The 12,998-nt window shown below is 66.3% G+C and carries 14 protein-coding genes; 7 read left to right on the top strand and 7 right to left on the bottom strand.

The window, feature by feature from the left end; genetic code table 11:
• The first annotated feature begins 1 nt into the window (after position 1).
• Both EWM57_RS03865 and EWM57_RS03860 read left to right on the top strand, forming a co-directional pair.
• Positions 2–835, top strand: a complete 834-nt coding sequence (locus tag EWM57_RS03865) for a phosphatase PAP2 family protein (protein ID WP_129919816.1) — start codon at positions 2–4, stop codon at positions 833–835.
• A 50-nt stretch (positions 836–885) separates the two neighbouring features.
• On the top strand, positions 886–2,070 hold the full coding sequence (locus EWM57_RS03860; protein ID WP_129919815.1) for a DUF1624 domain-containing protein: 1,185 nt from the start codon (positions 886–888) through the stop codon (positions 2,068–2,070).
• 38 nt (positions 2,071–2,108) lie between these two features.
• Here EWM57_RS03860 and EWM57_RS03855 read toward each other — a convergent pair whose 3' ends face one another.
• Entirely contained in the window at positions 2,109–2,513 is a 405-nt protein-coding gene (locus EWM57_RS03855) for a hypothetical protein (RefSeq protein WP_129919814.1), read from the bottom strand.
• A gap of 116 nt (positions 2,514–2,629) precedes the next feature.
• Between EWM57_RS03855 and ctlX the strand changes: the two genes are divergently transcribed.
• Both ctlX and EWM57_RS03845 read left to right on the top strand, forming a co-directional pair.
• Positions 2,630–3,553: a citrulline utilization hydrolase CtlX gene (gene ctlX, locus EWM57_RS03850; protein WP_129919813.1), complete on the top strand. Its 924-nt coding sequence runs from the start codon at positions 2,630–2,632 to the stop codon at positions 3,551–3,553.
• A gap of 28 nt (positions 3,554–3,581) precedes the next feature.
• The gene (locus EWM57_RS03845) at positions 3,582–4,385 is read left to right on the top strand and encodes a class I SAM-dependent methyltransferase (protein WP_129919812.1); all 804 of its coding nucleotides are present in this window, start codon (positions 3,582–3,584) and stop codon (positions 4,383–4,385) included.
• A gap of 4 nt (positions 4,386–4,389) precedes the next feature.
• Here EWM57_RS03845 and EWM57_RS03840 read toward each other — a convergent pair whose 3' ends face one another.
• On the bottom strand, positions 4,390–4,947 hold the full coding sequence (locus EWM57_RS03840) for a GNAT family N-acetyltransferase (RefSeq protein ID WP_129919811.1): 558 nt from the start codon (positions 4,945–4,947) through the stop codon (positions 4,390–4,392).
• Positions 4,948–5,149: 202 nt separating this feature from the next.
• Here EWM57_RS03840 and EWM57_RS03835 point away from each other — a divergent pair, with 202 nt between their 5' ends.
• Complete coding sequence (locus tag EWM57_RS03835; protein WP_129919810.1) at positions 5,150–5,884, top strand: SDR family oxidoreductase; 735 nt, start codon at positions 5,150–5,152, stop codon at positions 5,882–5,884.
• A gap of 3 nt (positions 5,885–5,887) precedes the next feature.
• On the opposite strand, the gene EWM57_RS03830 is transcribed toward EWM57_RS03835, so the two are convergent.
• Both EWM57_RS03830 and pncA read right to left on the bottom strand, forming a co-directional pair.
• Entirely contained in the window at positions 5,888–6,409 is a 522-nt protein-coding gene (locus EWM57_RS03830; RefSeq protein ID WP_129919809.1) for a 2'-5' RNA ligase family protein, read from the bottom strand.
• Entirely contained in the window at positions 6,406–7,023 is a 618-nt protein-coding gene (gene pncA, locus EWM57_RS03825) for a bifunctional nicotinamidase/pyrazinamidase (protein WP_129919808.1), read from the bottom strand. Before pncA ends, EWM57_RS03830 begins: the two co-directional genes overlap by 4 nt.
• Positions 7,024–7,270: 247 nt before the next feature.
• Here pncA and EWM57_RS03820 point away from each other — a divergent pair, with 247 nt between their 5' ends.
• Together EWM57_RS03820 and hutI are read left to right on the top strand one after the other, a co-directional pair.
• Positions 7,271–8,407 carry a hypothetical protein gene (locus tag EWM57_RS03820; protein ID WP_129919807.1) on the top strand — a complete coding sequence of 379 codons (1,137 nt, stop codon included), beginning with the start codon at positions 7,271–7,273 and terminating at the stop codon, positions 8,405–8,407.
• Positions 8,408–8,483: 76 nt separating this feature from the next.
• Positions 8,484–9,743, top strand: coding sequence for an imidazolonepropionase (gene hutI, locus EWM57_RS03815; protein WP_165370405.1), 1,260 nt, complete (start codon positions 8,484–8,486; stop codon positions 9,741–9,743).
• Between the two features lie 94 nt (positions 9,744–9,837).
• On the opposite strand, the gene EWM57_RS03810 is transcribed toward hutI, so the two are convergent.
• From EWM57_RS03810 to EWM57_RS03800, 3 genes are read right to left on the bottom strand one after another with little or no spacing between them, the layout of a single operon-like run.
• A complete protein-coding gene (locus tag EWM57_RS03810; protein ID WP_129919805.1) occupies positions 9,838–10,800 on the bottom strand; it encodes a hypothetical protein in 963 nt (320 codons plus the stop codon).
• Positions 10,801–10,839: 39 nt separating this feature from the next.
• On the bottom strand, positions 10,840–12,423 hold the full coding sequence (locus EWM57_RS03805) for an outer membrane beta-barrel protein (protein ID WP_129919804.1): 1,584 nt from the start codon (positions 12,421–12,423) through the stop codon (positions 10,840–10,842).
• Complete coding sequence (locus EWM57_RS03800; protein ID WP_129919803.1) at positions 12,416–12,970, bottom strand: RNA polymerase sigma factor; 555 nt, start codon at positions 12,968–12,970, stop codon at positions 12,416–12,418. The genes EWM57_RS03805 and EWM57_RS03800 overlap by 8 nt, the downstream gene beginning before the upstream one ends.
• Positions 12,971–12,998 lie beyond the last annotated feature (28 nt).

Raw genomic sequence — 12,998 nt, 5'->3', positions numbered from 1 at the left:
CATGAAGTTTCTCTCCTCCCTCTTGCTGTCGGGCGCGTTGCTGACTTCGGCGGCCCCCGTCGCTACGGCCCAAAAGGCCGCCTCGTCGCCTTACCAGACTCGCTTTGCCGTCGATGGCCCCGTCATTCTGGGGCTGGGGGCAGTGAGCGGCTTCGGCCTGTACCGGGTGCAGCAGAAGCACGGCCTGACCACGGCCGAGGCGGCGGCGCTCAATAAGAACGACATTCCGAAGTTCGACCGGTTTTCGGCGGGCCGTTACAGCGACCGGGCCCAGCTGGTCGGTGACCTGACCTGCTACGGCTCGCTGGTGGTGGCCCCGGGCCTGCTGGCCCTGGACCCGGCCGTGCGCGGCAAATACGGGCAGGTACTGGCCCTGTACGTGGAAACGATGCTCGTCACGGATGCGCTGTTCACGACCTCGGTGGGCAACATCACCCGCTACCGGCCCTACCTCTATGGCACGGAGGGCGGCAACAAGCGCACGAGCAAGATTGCCACCAACTCATTTTTTGCCGGCCATACTGCGCACACGGCCACGGCCACGTTCTTCGCGGCCAAGGTTTTCCACGACTTCAACCCCGACTCGCCCGCCCAGCCTTTCGTGTGGGGGGCGGCGGCCGTAGTGCCGGCGGTGGTGGCCTATTCGCGCATCGAAGCCGGCAAGCACTTTCTCTCCGACAACATCGTGGGCTACGCCGTGGGCGCCACGGCCGGCATCGTGATTCCGCAGCTGCACAAGTCGGCCCGGCGCACGGGCTACTCCTTCACCCCGATTCAGGGCCTGAACGTGAACGGCTACTCCTACGGCGGCCTGCTGATGACCAAGCAGCTCTAGGGCATTCGGCGAAATCGGACTACATTCCGGGCCCCAACAGCCCGCCGCGTATGTCTTCCGCTCTGCCCGTTTCACCCCCCGCCGTTGCTGCCCGCCCTGCCCGCGTCCAATCCGTCGACGTAGTGCGCGGGCTGGTGATGGTCATCATGGCCCTGGACCACATCCGGGAGTTCTGGAGCCCTACCCGCATCCGGCCCGAAGACGTGACCCAGGCCTCGGCGGCGCTGTTTCTTACCCGCTGGATCACCCACTTCTGCGCCCCGACCTTCGTCTTCCTGTCCGGGGTGAGCATTTTCCTCTACGCCCAGAAGCAGCCGAGCCGCGGGGCCGTGAGCCGGTATCTGCTCACCCGCGGCCTGTGGCTGGTGCTGCTGGAGCTGGGGGTTATCAACTTCATGCTGCAATGGGGCTACAATCTGCTGTTGTTGCAGGTAATCTGGGTTATCGGCTGGAGCATGGTGGTGCTGGCGGGCCTGATCTGGCTGCCCCGGGGGCTGCTGGCGGCGCTGGCCGTGGTCATCGTGGCCAGCCACGACCTGCTGCCGAACTTCCAGCCTGTCACCGACCATGGGGGCTGGGCCTTGCTCTACCACGGGCCGTTTTTGCTGCCCCTGCCGGGCCTGCCGCCGCTGCTGGTGGCGTATTCGGTCGGGCCCTGGCTGGGCCTGATGCTGGGCGGCTACCTGCTCGGCCCTTGGTTTAAGCTGCCGCTGCCCCAGCGGGTGCGCCGCCTGCGCCTGACCGGCCTCGGGCTGCTGGGGCTGTTTGTAGCGCTACGGGCCACCAACTGGTACGGCGACCCCCAGCCCTGGAGCGTGCAGCCCCGGGGCCTGCTGTACTCGGTGCTCTCGTTTGTGAACGTAACCAAGTACCCACCGTCCCTGCTGTTCGGGTGCCTAACCGTGGGCACGGCGCTGCTGCTGCTCAGCGCGACGGAAAACGCCCGCAGTCGGCTGAGCCAGTGGCTGCGCACGTTCGGGCAGGTGCCGTTTTTCTACTACCTGCTCCACCTGCTGCTCATCAGCGCTTCCGCTTTCATCTGGACCGCCATTGCGTTTGGTCGGCCGTTCAACTTTTCCTTTGCCGAGGTCAAGGACTGGCCGGCAGCCTACGTGCCCAGTTTGCTGCGGGCCTACGTGGTGTGGGCGGGCGTGATTCTGACGTTGTACTGGCCCTGCCGCTGGTACCAGGGCTTCCGGCAGCGGCACACCTACTGGTGGTTGTCGTATCTGTAGAAGGCCGGGAAGATAACTGGGCGCCCGGTGCGGGAGGCTTAGTTGTTGGCGGTCAGCCAGTCTTGGGCGGCCTGCTCATCCACAAACAGCTGGGCCCGAAACGGCAGGTTGTCGTAGTGGGCGGGCAGGGGCACATCGCCTTGGTTTTCCATTTCCGTGAGCAGGGTCGGGGCAACGAGGTAAGCCAAATACGTGACCATGCCGGGCCGGTCGCCGGCCTGGGGGAAAAAGGTGGTCAGCAGCTCGGGGCGGTACTCGGTGTCGCGGCGCAAGTCAATCAGCCAGTGCTGGCAGCTGTGGTGGTTGGCCGCGTCCAGCATCAGGGCGTAGGCCTCCTGAATCTCGGTGGGAGCCAAGGGGCGCAGAATGCGGTTGATGATGAAGCAGACATCATCACGGTAGCTCAGATCAAGAAATTCCCGGGCGGGCAAGGAGTGATACATGAAGCAGGAGTAGGGAGCAAAGTTCTACGTACGGCTCAACTGTTGGCTGGTTGAAAAAAACTGGTTTCTCCGCCGTGGCCGCCGGTGCTTCTCGCGCCAATTCGGTTACTTTGGCCATGCAATCAGCCTCCACGGTTTTTCTGGTGCGGCCTGCGTACTTCGCCTTCAACGCGGAAACGGCCCTTTCCAACCACTTTCAGCAAACCCTCACCGGCCTCGATGCGGCGGCCGTGCAGGCCCGCGCCTTTGCCGAGTTCGATGCCGCCGCCGCCACGCTGCGGGCCCGGGGCGTGCGGGTGCTCATCTTCGACGACACGCCCGCGCCCGCCAAGCCCGACGCCGTATTTCCCAACAATTGGCTCACCCTGCACCCCGACGGCCGCGTGCTGCTCTACCCTATGTGCGCCCCCAACCGCCGCCCCGAGCGGCGCCCCGACATCCTGGCGGCGCTCGGGCAGCAGTTTGCCATCCGGGAGGTTATCGATTTGTCGGGCAGTGAAGGGCAGGAGCGGTTTCTAGAAGGCACGGGCAGCATCATCTTCGACCACGAGCACCGCTTGGCCTACGCCGGCCTCTCGGCCCGCACCGATGCCGGCCTGTTTGCCGACGTGGCCGCCCGCCTCGGCTACCGCCCCGTGGCCTTCCACGCCACCGACGCCCGCGGCCACGCCATCTACCACACTAACGTGATGATGTGCGTGGGCAGCGGCTTTGCCGTGGTGTGCCTGGAAAGCCTGCGCGACCCGGCCGAGCGGGCCGTGGTGGTGGAGGCGCTGACCTCGACCGGCCACGAAATCGTGGACATTTCCCTGGCCCAGGTGGCGCGCTTCGCCGGCAACATGCTCACGCTCCGGCCCACTGCCGGCGGCATCGAGCTGCTGGTGATGTCGCAGAGTGCCCACGATGCGCTGACGCCCGCCCAGCGCCACACCCTGAGCGGCTACGCCGAGCTGCTGCCGCTGCCCATTCCGACCATCGAAACCATCGGGGGCGGCAGCGCCCGGTGCATGCTGGCCGAAGTGTTTTTGCCCGCCGCCTGATTTTAGCCCCGCCGTTTCTTGCTTGCCCATGACTTCCCCGTCCTACACCGACCTGAACCGGGCGCTTTGGAATGCCCGTACCGGTCCGCACTTAGCCTCCGATTTCTACGCGGTGGAGGCATTCAAGGCGGGCCGGTCGTCGTTGAACGGCATCGAACTGGCCTTGCTGGGCGAGGTGGCCGGGCAGCGGATTCTGCATTTGCAGTGCCACTTCGGGCAGGACAGCCTGTCGTTGGCCCGCCGGGGCGCCCACGTCACGGGCGTCGACCTGTCCGACGTGGCCATTGCCGCGGCCCGCGGGCTGAGTGCCGAGCTGGGCGTGCCCGCCGAGTTTATCTGCTGCGACGTGCACGCGCTGGCGGACCACCTGCCCGCCGCGCCGGGCTTCGACGTGGTGTTTATGAGCTACGGGGTGCTGAACTGGTGGCCCGACCTGACGGCGTGGGCGGCCCTGGTGCGGCGCTATCTGCGCCCCGGCGGCCGGCTGGTGCTGGTCGAGTTTCACCCCGTGGTCTGGATGTTCGACAACGACTTCACCCGCCTGCAGTACAGCTACTTCAACGCCGGCCCCATCGTGGAAACCGAAACCGGCACCTACGCCAAACCCAGCGCGGCCATTGAGCATCAGTCCGTGACCTGGAACCACGGCCTGAGCGAGGTTGTGGGCAGCCTGCTCGGGCAACAGCTGCGCCTCACCCACCTGGGCGAGTACCCGTATTCGCCCTACAACTGCTTTGCCCACACCGTGCCCAACGCCGACGGCAGCTACCACATCGGCCCGCTCAGCGACAAGGTGCCGCTGGTGTATTCGGTGGTGGCGGTGAAAGACTAAATGGTTAGGCGTTGATCTGGGCGGCCTGCGGGTGCAGGGCCTGCCACTCGGGCCGGAGCATGCTCATCTCCACCAGGCTCCAGTAGGCGCCTTCGTACTTGAGAATGTCGCGGGAGGTGCCTTCCACCTGCAGGCCGCTTTTCTGGTAGCAGCGGATGGCGGCCTCGTTGAAGGAATACACGCCCAGCTCGATGCGGTGCAGGCCCAGCTGCTCGAAGCCGATTTTGAGCACCTGCGTCACCATGGCCTGCCCGATGCCGCGGCCCCGGGCCTGGGTGTCGCCGACCAGCACCCGGCTGATGCGGGCCGAGCTGTTTTTGCGGCTCAGGCCGCCCAGGGAAATGTGGCCCACGGTGGCCCCGGTCTGGGTGTCCACGGCTTTGTAGATAAAGGCGTCGGAAGTTTGCAGGTCGTTCGTATCCTCGATGTACCAGGCCAGGCTGTCGGGGGTGAGCGGGAAGCTGAACATGGACCCTGACCAGTTCATGAGCAGATGTTCGTCTTTCACCCAGGTAATAAGTTGCGAGAAATCAGCAGGGGTGAAGTACTCCAGTCGGATCATGAGGGGGGCAGTAACGAAGAGAAGATGAGGGAAGGCAAAACAGCCGGTCCGGGCTGAATTCCAACTGACAAAGATAACGGAATTGGTCCGTACGGCCGAGCTTTTTTCAACCCTGCCCCGCCGGGAAAAGTGCCCCGGCACCCAACCAAAAGAGCCGCCCGGCGGTACTACAGATTCTTTCCTCACCCGCCACTTTCAACGCATGCAACTAGGAGCAAATACTGTCTTGATTACGGGGGGAGCCTCCGGCATCGGCTTGGCCCTGGCCGAGCGGTTTGTGCAGGCCGGCAGCACGGTTGTCGTCGTGGGCCGGCGCGCAGACAAGCTCGCCGAAGCCCGGCAGCACCTGCCCGCCCTGCACACCCGGGTCTGCGACGTGAGCCTGGAAGCCGAGCGGCGCGGGCTGCTGGCCTGGGTGCAGCAAGAGTTTCCGCAGCTCAACGTGCTGGTCAACAATGCCGGGGTGCAGCGCCGGGTGCAGCTGGCCGACGACGAGGACTGGGAGGTGCGGCGGCAGGAGCTGGTCATCAACCTGGAGGCCCCGATTCACCTGAGCACGCTCTTTATTCCGCACCTGCAACAGCAGGCCGCGCCGGTTATTATCAACGTCACCTCGGGCTTGTCGTTTGCGCCGGCCGCGTTTGTGCCCATCTACAGCGCCACCAAGGCTGCGTTGCACTCGTTCACCCTCTCCCTGCGGCACCAGCTGGCCGCCACGCCCATCCAGGTGCTCGAAATTGTGCCCCCGGCCGTGAATACCGACCTGGGCGGCCCGGGCCTGCACACGTTCGGCGTGCCCGTCGACGACTTCGCCGACTCCGTCATGGCGCGCCTGGCGGCCGGGGAGCAGGAAGTGGGCTACGGCACCTCGGAGCTGGCCCGGCTGGCCTCGCGGGCCGAAAATGACGCCCGCTTTCAGCAGATCAACAACCGCTAAGGTCTAGGCGCCGAAGGCAAACGTAGCCAGAGCTTCCCAGGGCCCGCCGCGGTAGGCCCAGAGCTGGAGCCCCGTGCCCACGGCTTCGAAAGGAACAAACTCAGCCGTCAGCTGGGCGTGCAGGGCGCGGGCTACCTCGGGGCGCACCTTGTTTTGCACCGTCACGTGGGGGCGGCGGCGCTGCTGGTCCTGGGGCGTCAGGTCGGCTTGCCAGAGCGCCTGCAGCTCCCGGTGCAGGGCATCCACGGCCGCACTGTCTAGGCGGTAGGCCACGCCCTGGCCCAGAAACTGCACGCCCGTCACTTGCAGGGGCATGGGAGCCAAAGTACGGCAGCGCTCCTGCAGCTGAGTTGCTATTTCTGCCTGCCGCTGGCCGGGCAAGTGGTGAAACAGCGTCAGGTGAGCCTGGAGGTAGTTGCGCTCGGGAGGAAAGTACGCCTGCCGCTGGGCGTTGAAAAACGCGGAGGCTTGCGCATCCAGGGCCAGGGTCAGAATCAGGGGCGGAAACTGGTCGGGCGCGCTCATCTAGCCGGCAGCAGGTCGTGGCTCTGAACCAGGTGCCCGCCCTGGGTTCGCACTGCGGCCTTGGCCGCAGTGAAGCCCTCGGCGCTGATGGCCCGGGTAGCGTCCTCAATGATAAAGGTGGCAAACCCCTCACGCAAGGCGTCCTGCGCGGTGTAGAACACGCAGTAGTCGGCGGCCAGGCCCGCTACGTAGACCTCCGTTATCTGCTTGCCGCGCAGGTAGTCGGTCAGGCCGGTGGATTTCTGGTGGCCGTTGTCGTAAAAGCCGCTGTAGCTGTCAATTTCCGGGTCGGTGCCCTTGCGGAAAATGGCTTCAATGGCCCGCTGGTCGAGGCCGGGGGCCAGCTCAGCCCCGGGCGTACCCTGGGTGCAGTGGTCGGGCCAGAGCACCTGGGGCAGGCCGCGTAGCTCGGTGGTGTCGAAGGGCTGCTTGCCCGCGTGGCTGGCCGCAAAGCTTTGGTGGCCGGCCGGGTGCCAGTCCTGGGTAGCCACCACCAGGTCGAACTGCGGCTGCAGGGCATTGACGAGCGGAATGATGGCGTCGCCGTCGGCCACGGCCAGGCGGCCGCCGGGCAGAAAGTCGTTTTGAATGTCGATGACCAGAAGTGCCTTCATGCGGGAAAAAAAGGAGGAATGAGCGAGATTGTACGGCAATTACCGGGGCCGGGTCGCCGCCCGCGGCGGGTAGTACGGCTGGCTGATGGGAATAAACCGTTGAACGGTGCCGGGTTGGGGTTATATTTAAAGCCCGAAAAATCCGGCTGCTGGCCAGGTTCCGGGCTGACCCAACCTTTCCATGCAGCAACAACGCAAGCCGGCAAACCTCTTTCGATTCTCCGGACCAGGGCTGCAATGTCGGCTGTTGGGGTGGCTGCTGATCTGGCTTGCGTTGCCGGCGGCCGCTCAGCAGCCCGCCTTGCAGGGGCTGGAGTTCGTCAATTCCATCGGGCTGGCTGCTCCAACAGCTGGGTCCGCCGGACAGGCCGCGGCGCCCAACGGACCCGAGCGGGTGGTATTGGCCGTAGGCAACTCCCGGCCGGCCGTACGGATTCAGCTGCAGCTGCCGGGTACCACCGATTCCGTCACGATTCGCGCCGTGGCTAGTCACGCCGGTTTGGGCACGGCCACCAAAACCGTGGCCGGAGCGGCCGGTCGGCGGACCGTGGAGCTAACGTTTGGAGCCGCCGCCGGCGCGGCAGCCATCGAAGCCGCCGACTTGGTGCTGCGCTGGGAAAGCAAAGCGGGCGCGGGGGCCTGGACCACCTTTGCCACCACCCGCCACCGCCTGTACTGGGTGCTCGGCGGGCCCGGCTCGCCCTGGGCCGGGCTGCGGGAGGCCGAGGGCGGCGCCGCGCTCTGGGCGGCCACGCTCGAAGTCAGCTGCCGGGCGGCAGCCGGGGCCCGCACCGCCGAGCAGGCCGCCAGCGCCGTCACGCGCTACGTGTACGGCAGCCGGGTGGGGGAGGGCGGAGATACCAAGTTTCAGTACAACCCGATGCTGCCCGACGCCAACCTGACCCACCTCGACGCGGCCACGGCCCGCTACGTGGTGCGCACCGAAGAGCTGCAGGCCCTGCTCCAAAGCCTGAACAACCCGGCCATGACTCACCTGCAGCTCAACTGCTACGACGCGGCCGGCTGCGTGGTGATGCTCAGCAATGCCCTGGGCTGCCAGCTGCGCCGCGTCAAGGTAAACTCGGCCTACTACCTCGTGACCCGTAAGCTGGTGCCCATGGGCTTTACCAAGCCCGCCAAGGCCGATTTTCGAGTGCACTGCGTGGCCTGGAGCGGACCCCTCGACGAGCGGGGCTTGGTCTACGACGCCTGCTTTGCCCTGCCGCCCGCCGCCACCGCGGCGCCCGACACCCCGTTGGCCGCCCTCCCGTTTGGCAGCAGCCACCAGCCCGGGTCCTACGCCGAGCAGGTATTCACCAACAAGGAGGAATTTTACCTCACGCCCCTGCCCGCCCTGGTTATCCGCAAGCAGGCCACGCCGTAGCCCGGCCGACGCCCGCCAGTGGGGCGTTTTAGGTTAATTTTTGCAGCTTCGCGCTTCACTTTTTCCGCCCTGCCCCGTGCCCTATTCCCTTCTGATTCGTAACTGCGGCCAGCTGCTGACCCTGGCCGGCGGCCCCACCGACCGGCCCCTGACCGGCGCCGCCCTGACCGACTGGCAAGTGCTGACCGACGCGTTTGTAGCCTGCGAGGGGGAAAGAATAGTGGCCGTGGGCCCGATGGCGGCGCTTGACGAAGCCAAGGTAACGGCCGAGACAGTGGTTGTGGACGCCGGGGGGCGGGTGGTGATGCCGGGCCTGGTGGAGTGCCATACCCACCTCGTGTTTGCCGGCAACCGGGCCCAGGAGTTTCAGCGCAAGCTCCAGGGTGAGTCCTACCTCGATATTCTGGCCTCGGGCGGTGGCATCCTGAGTACGGTGCGGGCCACCCGGGCCGCTTCCGAAGCCGAGCTGCTGGCCAATGCCCTGCGCCACCTCGAGGGCTTCCGGCGCTACGGCATCACCACGCTCGAAGCCAAGAGCGGCTACGGCCTGGACAAGGACACCGAGCTACGGCTGGTGCGCGTGGCCCGGGAGGCCGGCCGCCGCCAGCCCGTGCGCGTCGTGCCCACGTTTCTGGGCGCCCACGTGGTGCCACCCGAATACAAGGGCCGCGGGGCCGCCTACCTCGACTTTTTGGCCACCGAGGTGCTGCCCGAACTGCGGGGAGAGGCTGAGTTCGTGGATATCTTCTGCGAGGAAGGCGCTTTTAGCGTGCCGGACTCCCGGCGCTACCTCGCGCGGGCCCGGGAGCTGGGCTTCGGGCTGAAAATTCACGCCGAGCAGCTCCACGATTTGGGCGGCAGTGCCATGGCCGCCGAGCTAGGCGCCGTCAGCGTCGACCACTGCGACTACCTCAACGCCGCCGACGCGGGCCGCATAGCTGCCGCGGGTGCCACCGTGGCCGTGCTGCTACCGCTGGTGCCGCTGTTTCTGCGCCAGTCAACATACGCCCCGGGCCGGCAGCTCATCGAGCAGGGCGTGCCCGTGGCTTTGAGCACCGACTTCAACCCTGGCTCCTGCCCGAGCAAAAACCTGTGGCTGGCCTTGTCGGTGGCCTGCCTGAAAATGGGCTTTACCCTCAAGGAAGCCGTGGCGGCCGTCACGCTGAACGCCGCCTGGGCCCTGAACCGGGCCGCCGAAATCGGCAGCCTGGTAGTAGGCAAGCGCGCCGATATGCTGGTGCTCGACCTGCGCGACTACCAGGAAATTCCGTACTGGCTGGGCGAAAACCCCGTGCAGCAGGTTATCATCGGAGGCCAAGCGCAGCAGGATAGCTAACACAAAAAACGGCCGCCTAGCTAGGCGGCCGTTTTGGGGTACTATAAGTAGACGAGGATAAAGACGTCGGGGTAAGAATAAGTCGGGTAAAGTATTACAAGAGGTTGAGGTCGGCTACCAGGGCGGCGGGCGTCGTTTCCTTGAGCGTGGGGGTAAAGGGCGAGTTGGCCTGTACAGTACCATCCTGCCGGCCGTAGTAGAGCTTGCCACCATCGGTGCGGATAACGGCCACGCTGACCGGCGTGCCCAGAGGAACGCCCCCGGAGCGGAAGGTGCCTGGGGCAGTGAAGTCGCAGATGCGCAGGGAGCCGTTGAAGGTGCGGAACACAGCAAATACCATCGTGTTCTTCTCCGGGTCAATGTTGTTGCCGGTGACGTTGACCGTGATACTCTGCGGATTGGGGCTGCTGTAAAACCGGTCGCAGTTAAACCAGCCCACCCCCGAGTTATACAGGACGCTGCCGACAGTGATGGTATAGCCGTTGGAATTCGGTGTGAGGTAAGAGCCGGGGTCGGTGTTGAGCGTCCAGTTGAAGCAGGCCGCACCCGTGCCCGTGGGGCCCGCAAACAGCCGCATGGAGTCCCGGGAGGCCACATTGGCCGGAGTAGGCGTCTGCAGGCGGATAGTGGCGCCCTGGCTCAGCCGAATGCTGGTATCCTGGGCGGCGCGCAGGTATACTTCCCCCGCCGATTCGAGCAGGCGGCCGTTGGAGACAGTGGGCATGCTGCTGAGCACCATATCGGCGCGGCTGAAAATCTCGCGGAAGGCCAGCTGCACGGGCGCCGTCACAAGCTGCCCGTTCCGGACGAAGGCATTGGCCGGAATCGTGACAATCGTGCCCTTCGTGCCGGTAAAGGTGTTGGCCCGGCTCGGGTCGTAGGTCAGGGTTTGCACGGGGGCACCAAGCTGGGTGTAAAGCTGCTGCAGAGTGGCGGGTACTGGCAGAACCGGGCCGGGCGTGGTGCCGTCTTCGCAAACTACCGTGGCGGAGTCGAACTGGCAGGCCGTGAGCAGGCCGGAAACGAGTAGCAGGCCGGTAACGAGGAATTTATTCATGGGTAGCGGTAGTCAGGTAGCGGAAAGAAAGAGGTAGCCCTAGTGCTTGTTGCGCGGGTCCAGGTCCCAGCTGTAGCCGGCCTGCACCCCCAGGCTCCAGGGGCGGCGGTCGGCCCGGGTGCTGGCGGGCGTGGTGAGGGAGTTCAGGAAAATCTGACCCTGGGGCCGAATGGTGAGCCACTGACCCAGCCCGAACTGGTAGCTGGCGAAGGCGCCGCCCGTGAGCTGCAGGTTGGTACGGTTGAAGGGCAAATTCACCGCGTCGCTGGTCCACTGAGTCTGCTGGCAGTTGCAGGCCGAGCCTTCGGTGGTGCGGGCGCCGGTCAGCAGGGCCAGCGTGCCGCCGCCCAGCACGCCGTAGCGCCAGCGGGCGTTGCCGCCCAGGGTGAGCTGGGCCTGCACGGGCACGGTCAGGAAGCGGTACACGTCGCGGAAATCCTTCTGCTCCACGGTTTCCAGGGTTTTTTTCTGGAGCTGGTAGTGCAGCGCTGTGGCGTATTCGGCGTAGCCGAGGCCCACGGCTACCGCCAGCTGCCGGGAAAAGGCGTAGGTGGCCGTGGCCTGGCCGCTGAAGCCCAGGCTGGGCCGCTCCAGGGTTTCGAGCTGGGTAGGCGTGCCGCCCAACACCCGGTAGGTAAGGCCCGAGCCCACCAGAACCTGGGCGCTCCAGTTGCGCAGGCGCAGCTCCTGCTTGGTAGGGCGCTTCCGTGGACGGCGCTTGGTGGCGTGCACTTCCGGCTCGGCCGCTTCTTCCACGGCGGGGCGTACCACCAGCAGGGCCAGGGGCGCATTGCTGATTTTCGGCTGCCGGGTTCGGCGCCGCCCGGAGGTCGTGTTCTGGCTGGTTTCGCCCAACGAGCTTTCCGTTGCGTCGACCTCGGGGCCGGCTACGGCGCGGCCGGCCGCCCTGCGGCGGCGCATTACCCGGCCCAGCGCTTCCGAATGGCTCGTACGGCTGCCCGTAATTTCGAGGCCCAAAGCCCGCTGGCGGGAACGGGAGGTGGCCAGCAGGCGCGCCGAACGGCTCATTTTCCGGCGTGAGCGGCCCATTTCAGCGCTGGCTAACTCCTCCGAGCTGCCAGTCTGCGCCGCCGAGCTTTCCCCGTACTTACGCGCCAGCCGCTTCGACCGGCGGGAATCGGCGGCAAGCAGCAGGCGCCCGGTGCGGCCTGGCCCGGCCACGATGTTTCTTTGCCCGGAAGCCAGAGCCTTGCCCGAAGTGGCCGCTAGGGGAGCTGTGCTGGTTACAGCAAGCGCTGACGAGGTTGCCGCTGCTGCTGGCTCGGTTGCGGTGGTGCTGCCGGCCCCGGCTGGCGCGGGCAGACCGGGCGCGCGGTTCTGCTGGGCCGCCGGGGAGGCCAGGGGCGTCGTGGAGGAAATACGGGCGGCCTGGCCGGGTTCCGCGGGCTCGATCAGCCGCAGCCACTGGCTGGGGCCGAAGGTGAGGCCGATGACAAGCGTGCCCAGCAGCAGCAGGAGCAGCAACGGCCGGTACCGGCGTGGCCGGCGGGCCGGCACCTGCGCCCGGATACCGGCCCAGACGGCCTCCGGCGGTGCGCTGCCGTAGCCATCAAGCTTGCGGCGCAGGTCCTGGTAGAATTTTTCGGATTCGTGGTCAGTCATGGTAGTGGGGGATGTGGGCCTGCTGCTGCAGGCGTTCTTCCAGCAGGCGCCGCGCCCGGGAAAGCTGCGACTTGCTGGTGCCTTCCGAAATGCCGAGCAGCCCGCCGATTTCGGCGTGGGAGTAGCCTTCGATGGCGTAGAGGTTCAACACGGTGCGGTAACCCATCGGCAAAGTGCCGATGAGCTGCACCAGATCTTCGGCCGAGAGCTGGTCGAAGGGCGTGCCGTCGGGGTGGGGCACGGCGGCGGCTTCGTCAGTGTCGAGGTGCAGGCCGCGCTGCTGGTGTTGCTGCCAGAGGTTGAGGGAGGTCGTGACGGCGATGCGCCGGGCCCAGGCTTCGAACGGACCCTGGCCCCGGAACTGGTCGAGCCGGGTGAAGATCTTCACGAAGGTGAGCTGCAGCGCGTCCTCGGCCTCGGCCCGCGAGGGGCAATAGCGCAAACAGACGCCCATCAGCGAATAGCCTAGCCGCTCGTAGAGGCCGCGCTGCGCCGCCGGTCGGCCCCGGCGGCAGCCTTCGAGGAGGGCAGTAATAGATTCGGCCATAGGCAGGAGCAGAAGCTGAATAGGCGGG

This window comes from Hymenobacter persicinus (genome assembly GCF_004167665.1).
Taxonomy (GTDB): domain Bacteria; phylum Bacteroidota; class Bacteroidia; order Cytophagales; family Hymenobacteraceae; genus Hymenobacter; species Hymenobacter persicinus.
The sequence above is the reverse complement of the archived record's forward strand: the minus strand, read 5'-3'. Positions and strand labels throughout refer to the sequence as shown.

Bases quoted from the DNA above. Each gene is read 5' to 3' on its own strand.
- ctlX (WP_129919813.1), top strand. From the start codon at position 2,630: ATGCAATCAGCCTCCACGGTTTTTCTGGTGCGGCCTGCGTACTTCGCC.
- EWM57_RS03835 (WP_129919810.1), top strand. From the start codon at position 5,150: ATGCAACTAGGAGCAAATACTGTCTTGATTACGGGGGGAGCCTCCGGC.
- EWM57_RS03810 (WP_129919805.1), bottom strand. From the start codon at position 10,800: ATGAATAAATTCCTCGTTACCGGCCTGCTACTCGTTTCCGGCCTGCTC.
- EWM57_RS03855 (WP_129919814.1), bottom strand. From the start codon at position 2,513: ATGTATCACTCCTTGCCCGCCCGGGAATTTCTTGATCTGAGCTACCGT.
- EWM57_RS03800 (WP_129919803.1), bottom strand. From the start codon at position 12,970: ATGGCCGAATCTATTACTGCCCTCCTCGAAGGCTGCCGCCGGGGCCGA.
- pncA (WP_129919808.1), bottom strand. From the start codon at position 7,023: ATGAAGGCACTTCTGGTCATCGACATTCAAAACGACTTTCTGCCCGGC.
- EWM57_RS03830 (WP_129919809.1), bottom strand. From the start codon at position 6,409: ATGAGCGCGCCCGACCAGTTTCCGCCCCTGATTCTGACCCTGGCCCTG.
- EWM57_RS03845 (WP_129919812.1), top strand. From the start codon at position 3,582: ATGACTTCCCCGTCCTACACCGACCTGAACCGGGCGCTTTGGAATGCC.
- EWM57_RS03860 (WP_129919815.1), top strand. From the start codon at position 886: ATGTCTTCCGCTCTGCCCGTTTCACCCCCCGCCGTTGCTGCCCGCCCT.
- EWM57_RS03805 (WP_129919804.1), bottom strand. From the start codon at position 12,423: ATGACTGACCACGAATCCGAAAAATTCTACCAGGACCTGCGCCGCAAG.
- EWM57_RS03865 (WP_129919816.1), top strand. From the start codon at position 2: ATGAAGTTTCTCTCCTCCCTCTTGCTGTCGGGCGCGTTGCTGACTTCG.
- EWM57_RS03840 (WP_129919811.1), bottom strand. From the start codon at position 4,947: ATGATCCGACTGGAGTACTTCACCCCTGCTGATTTCTCGCAACTTATT.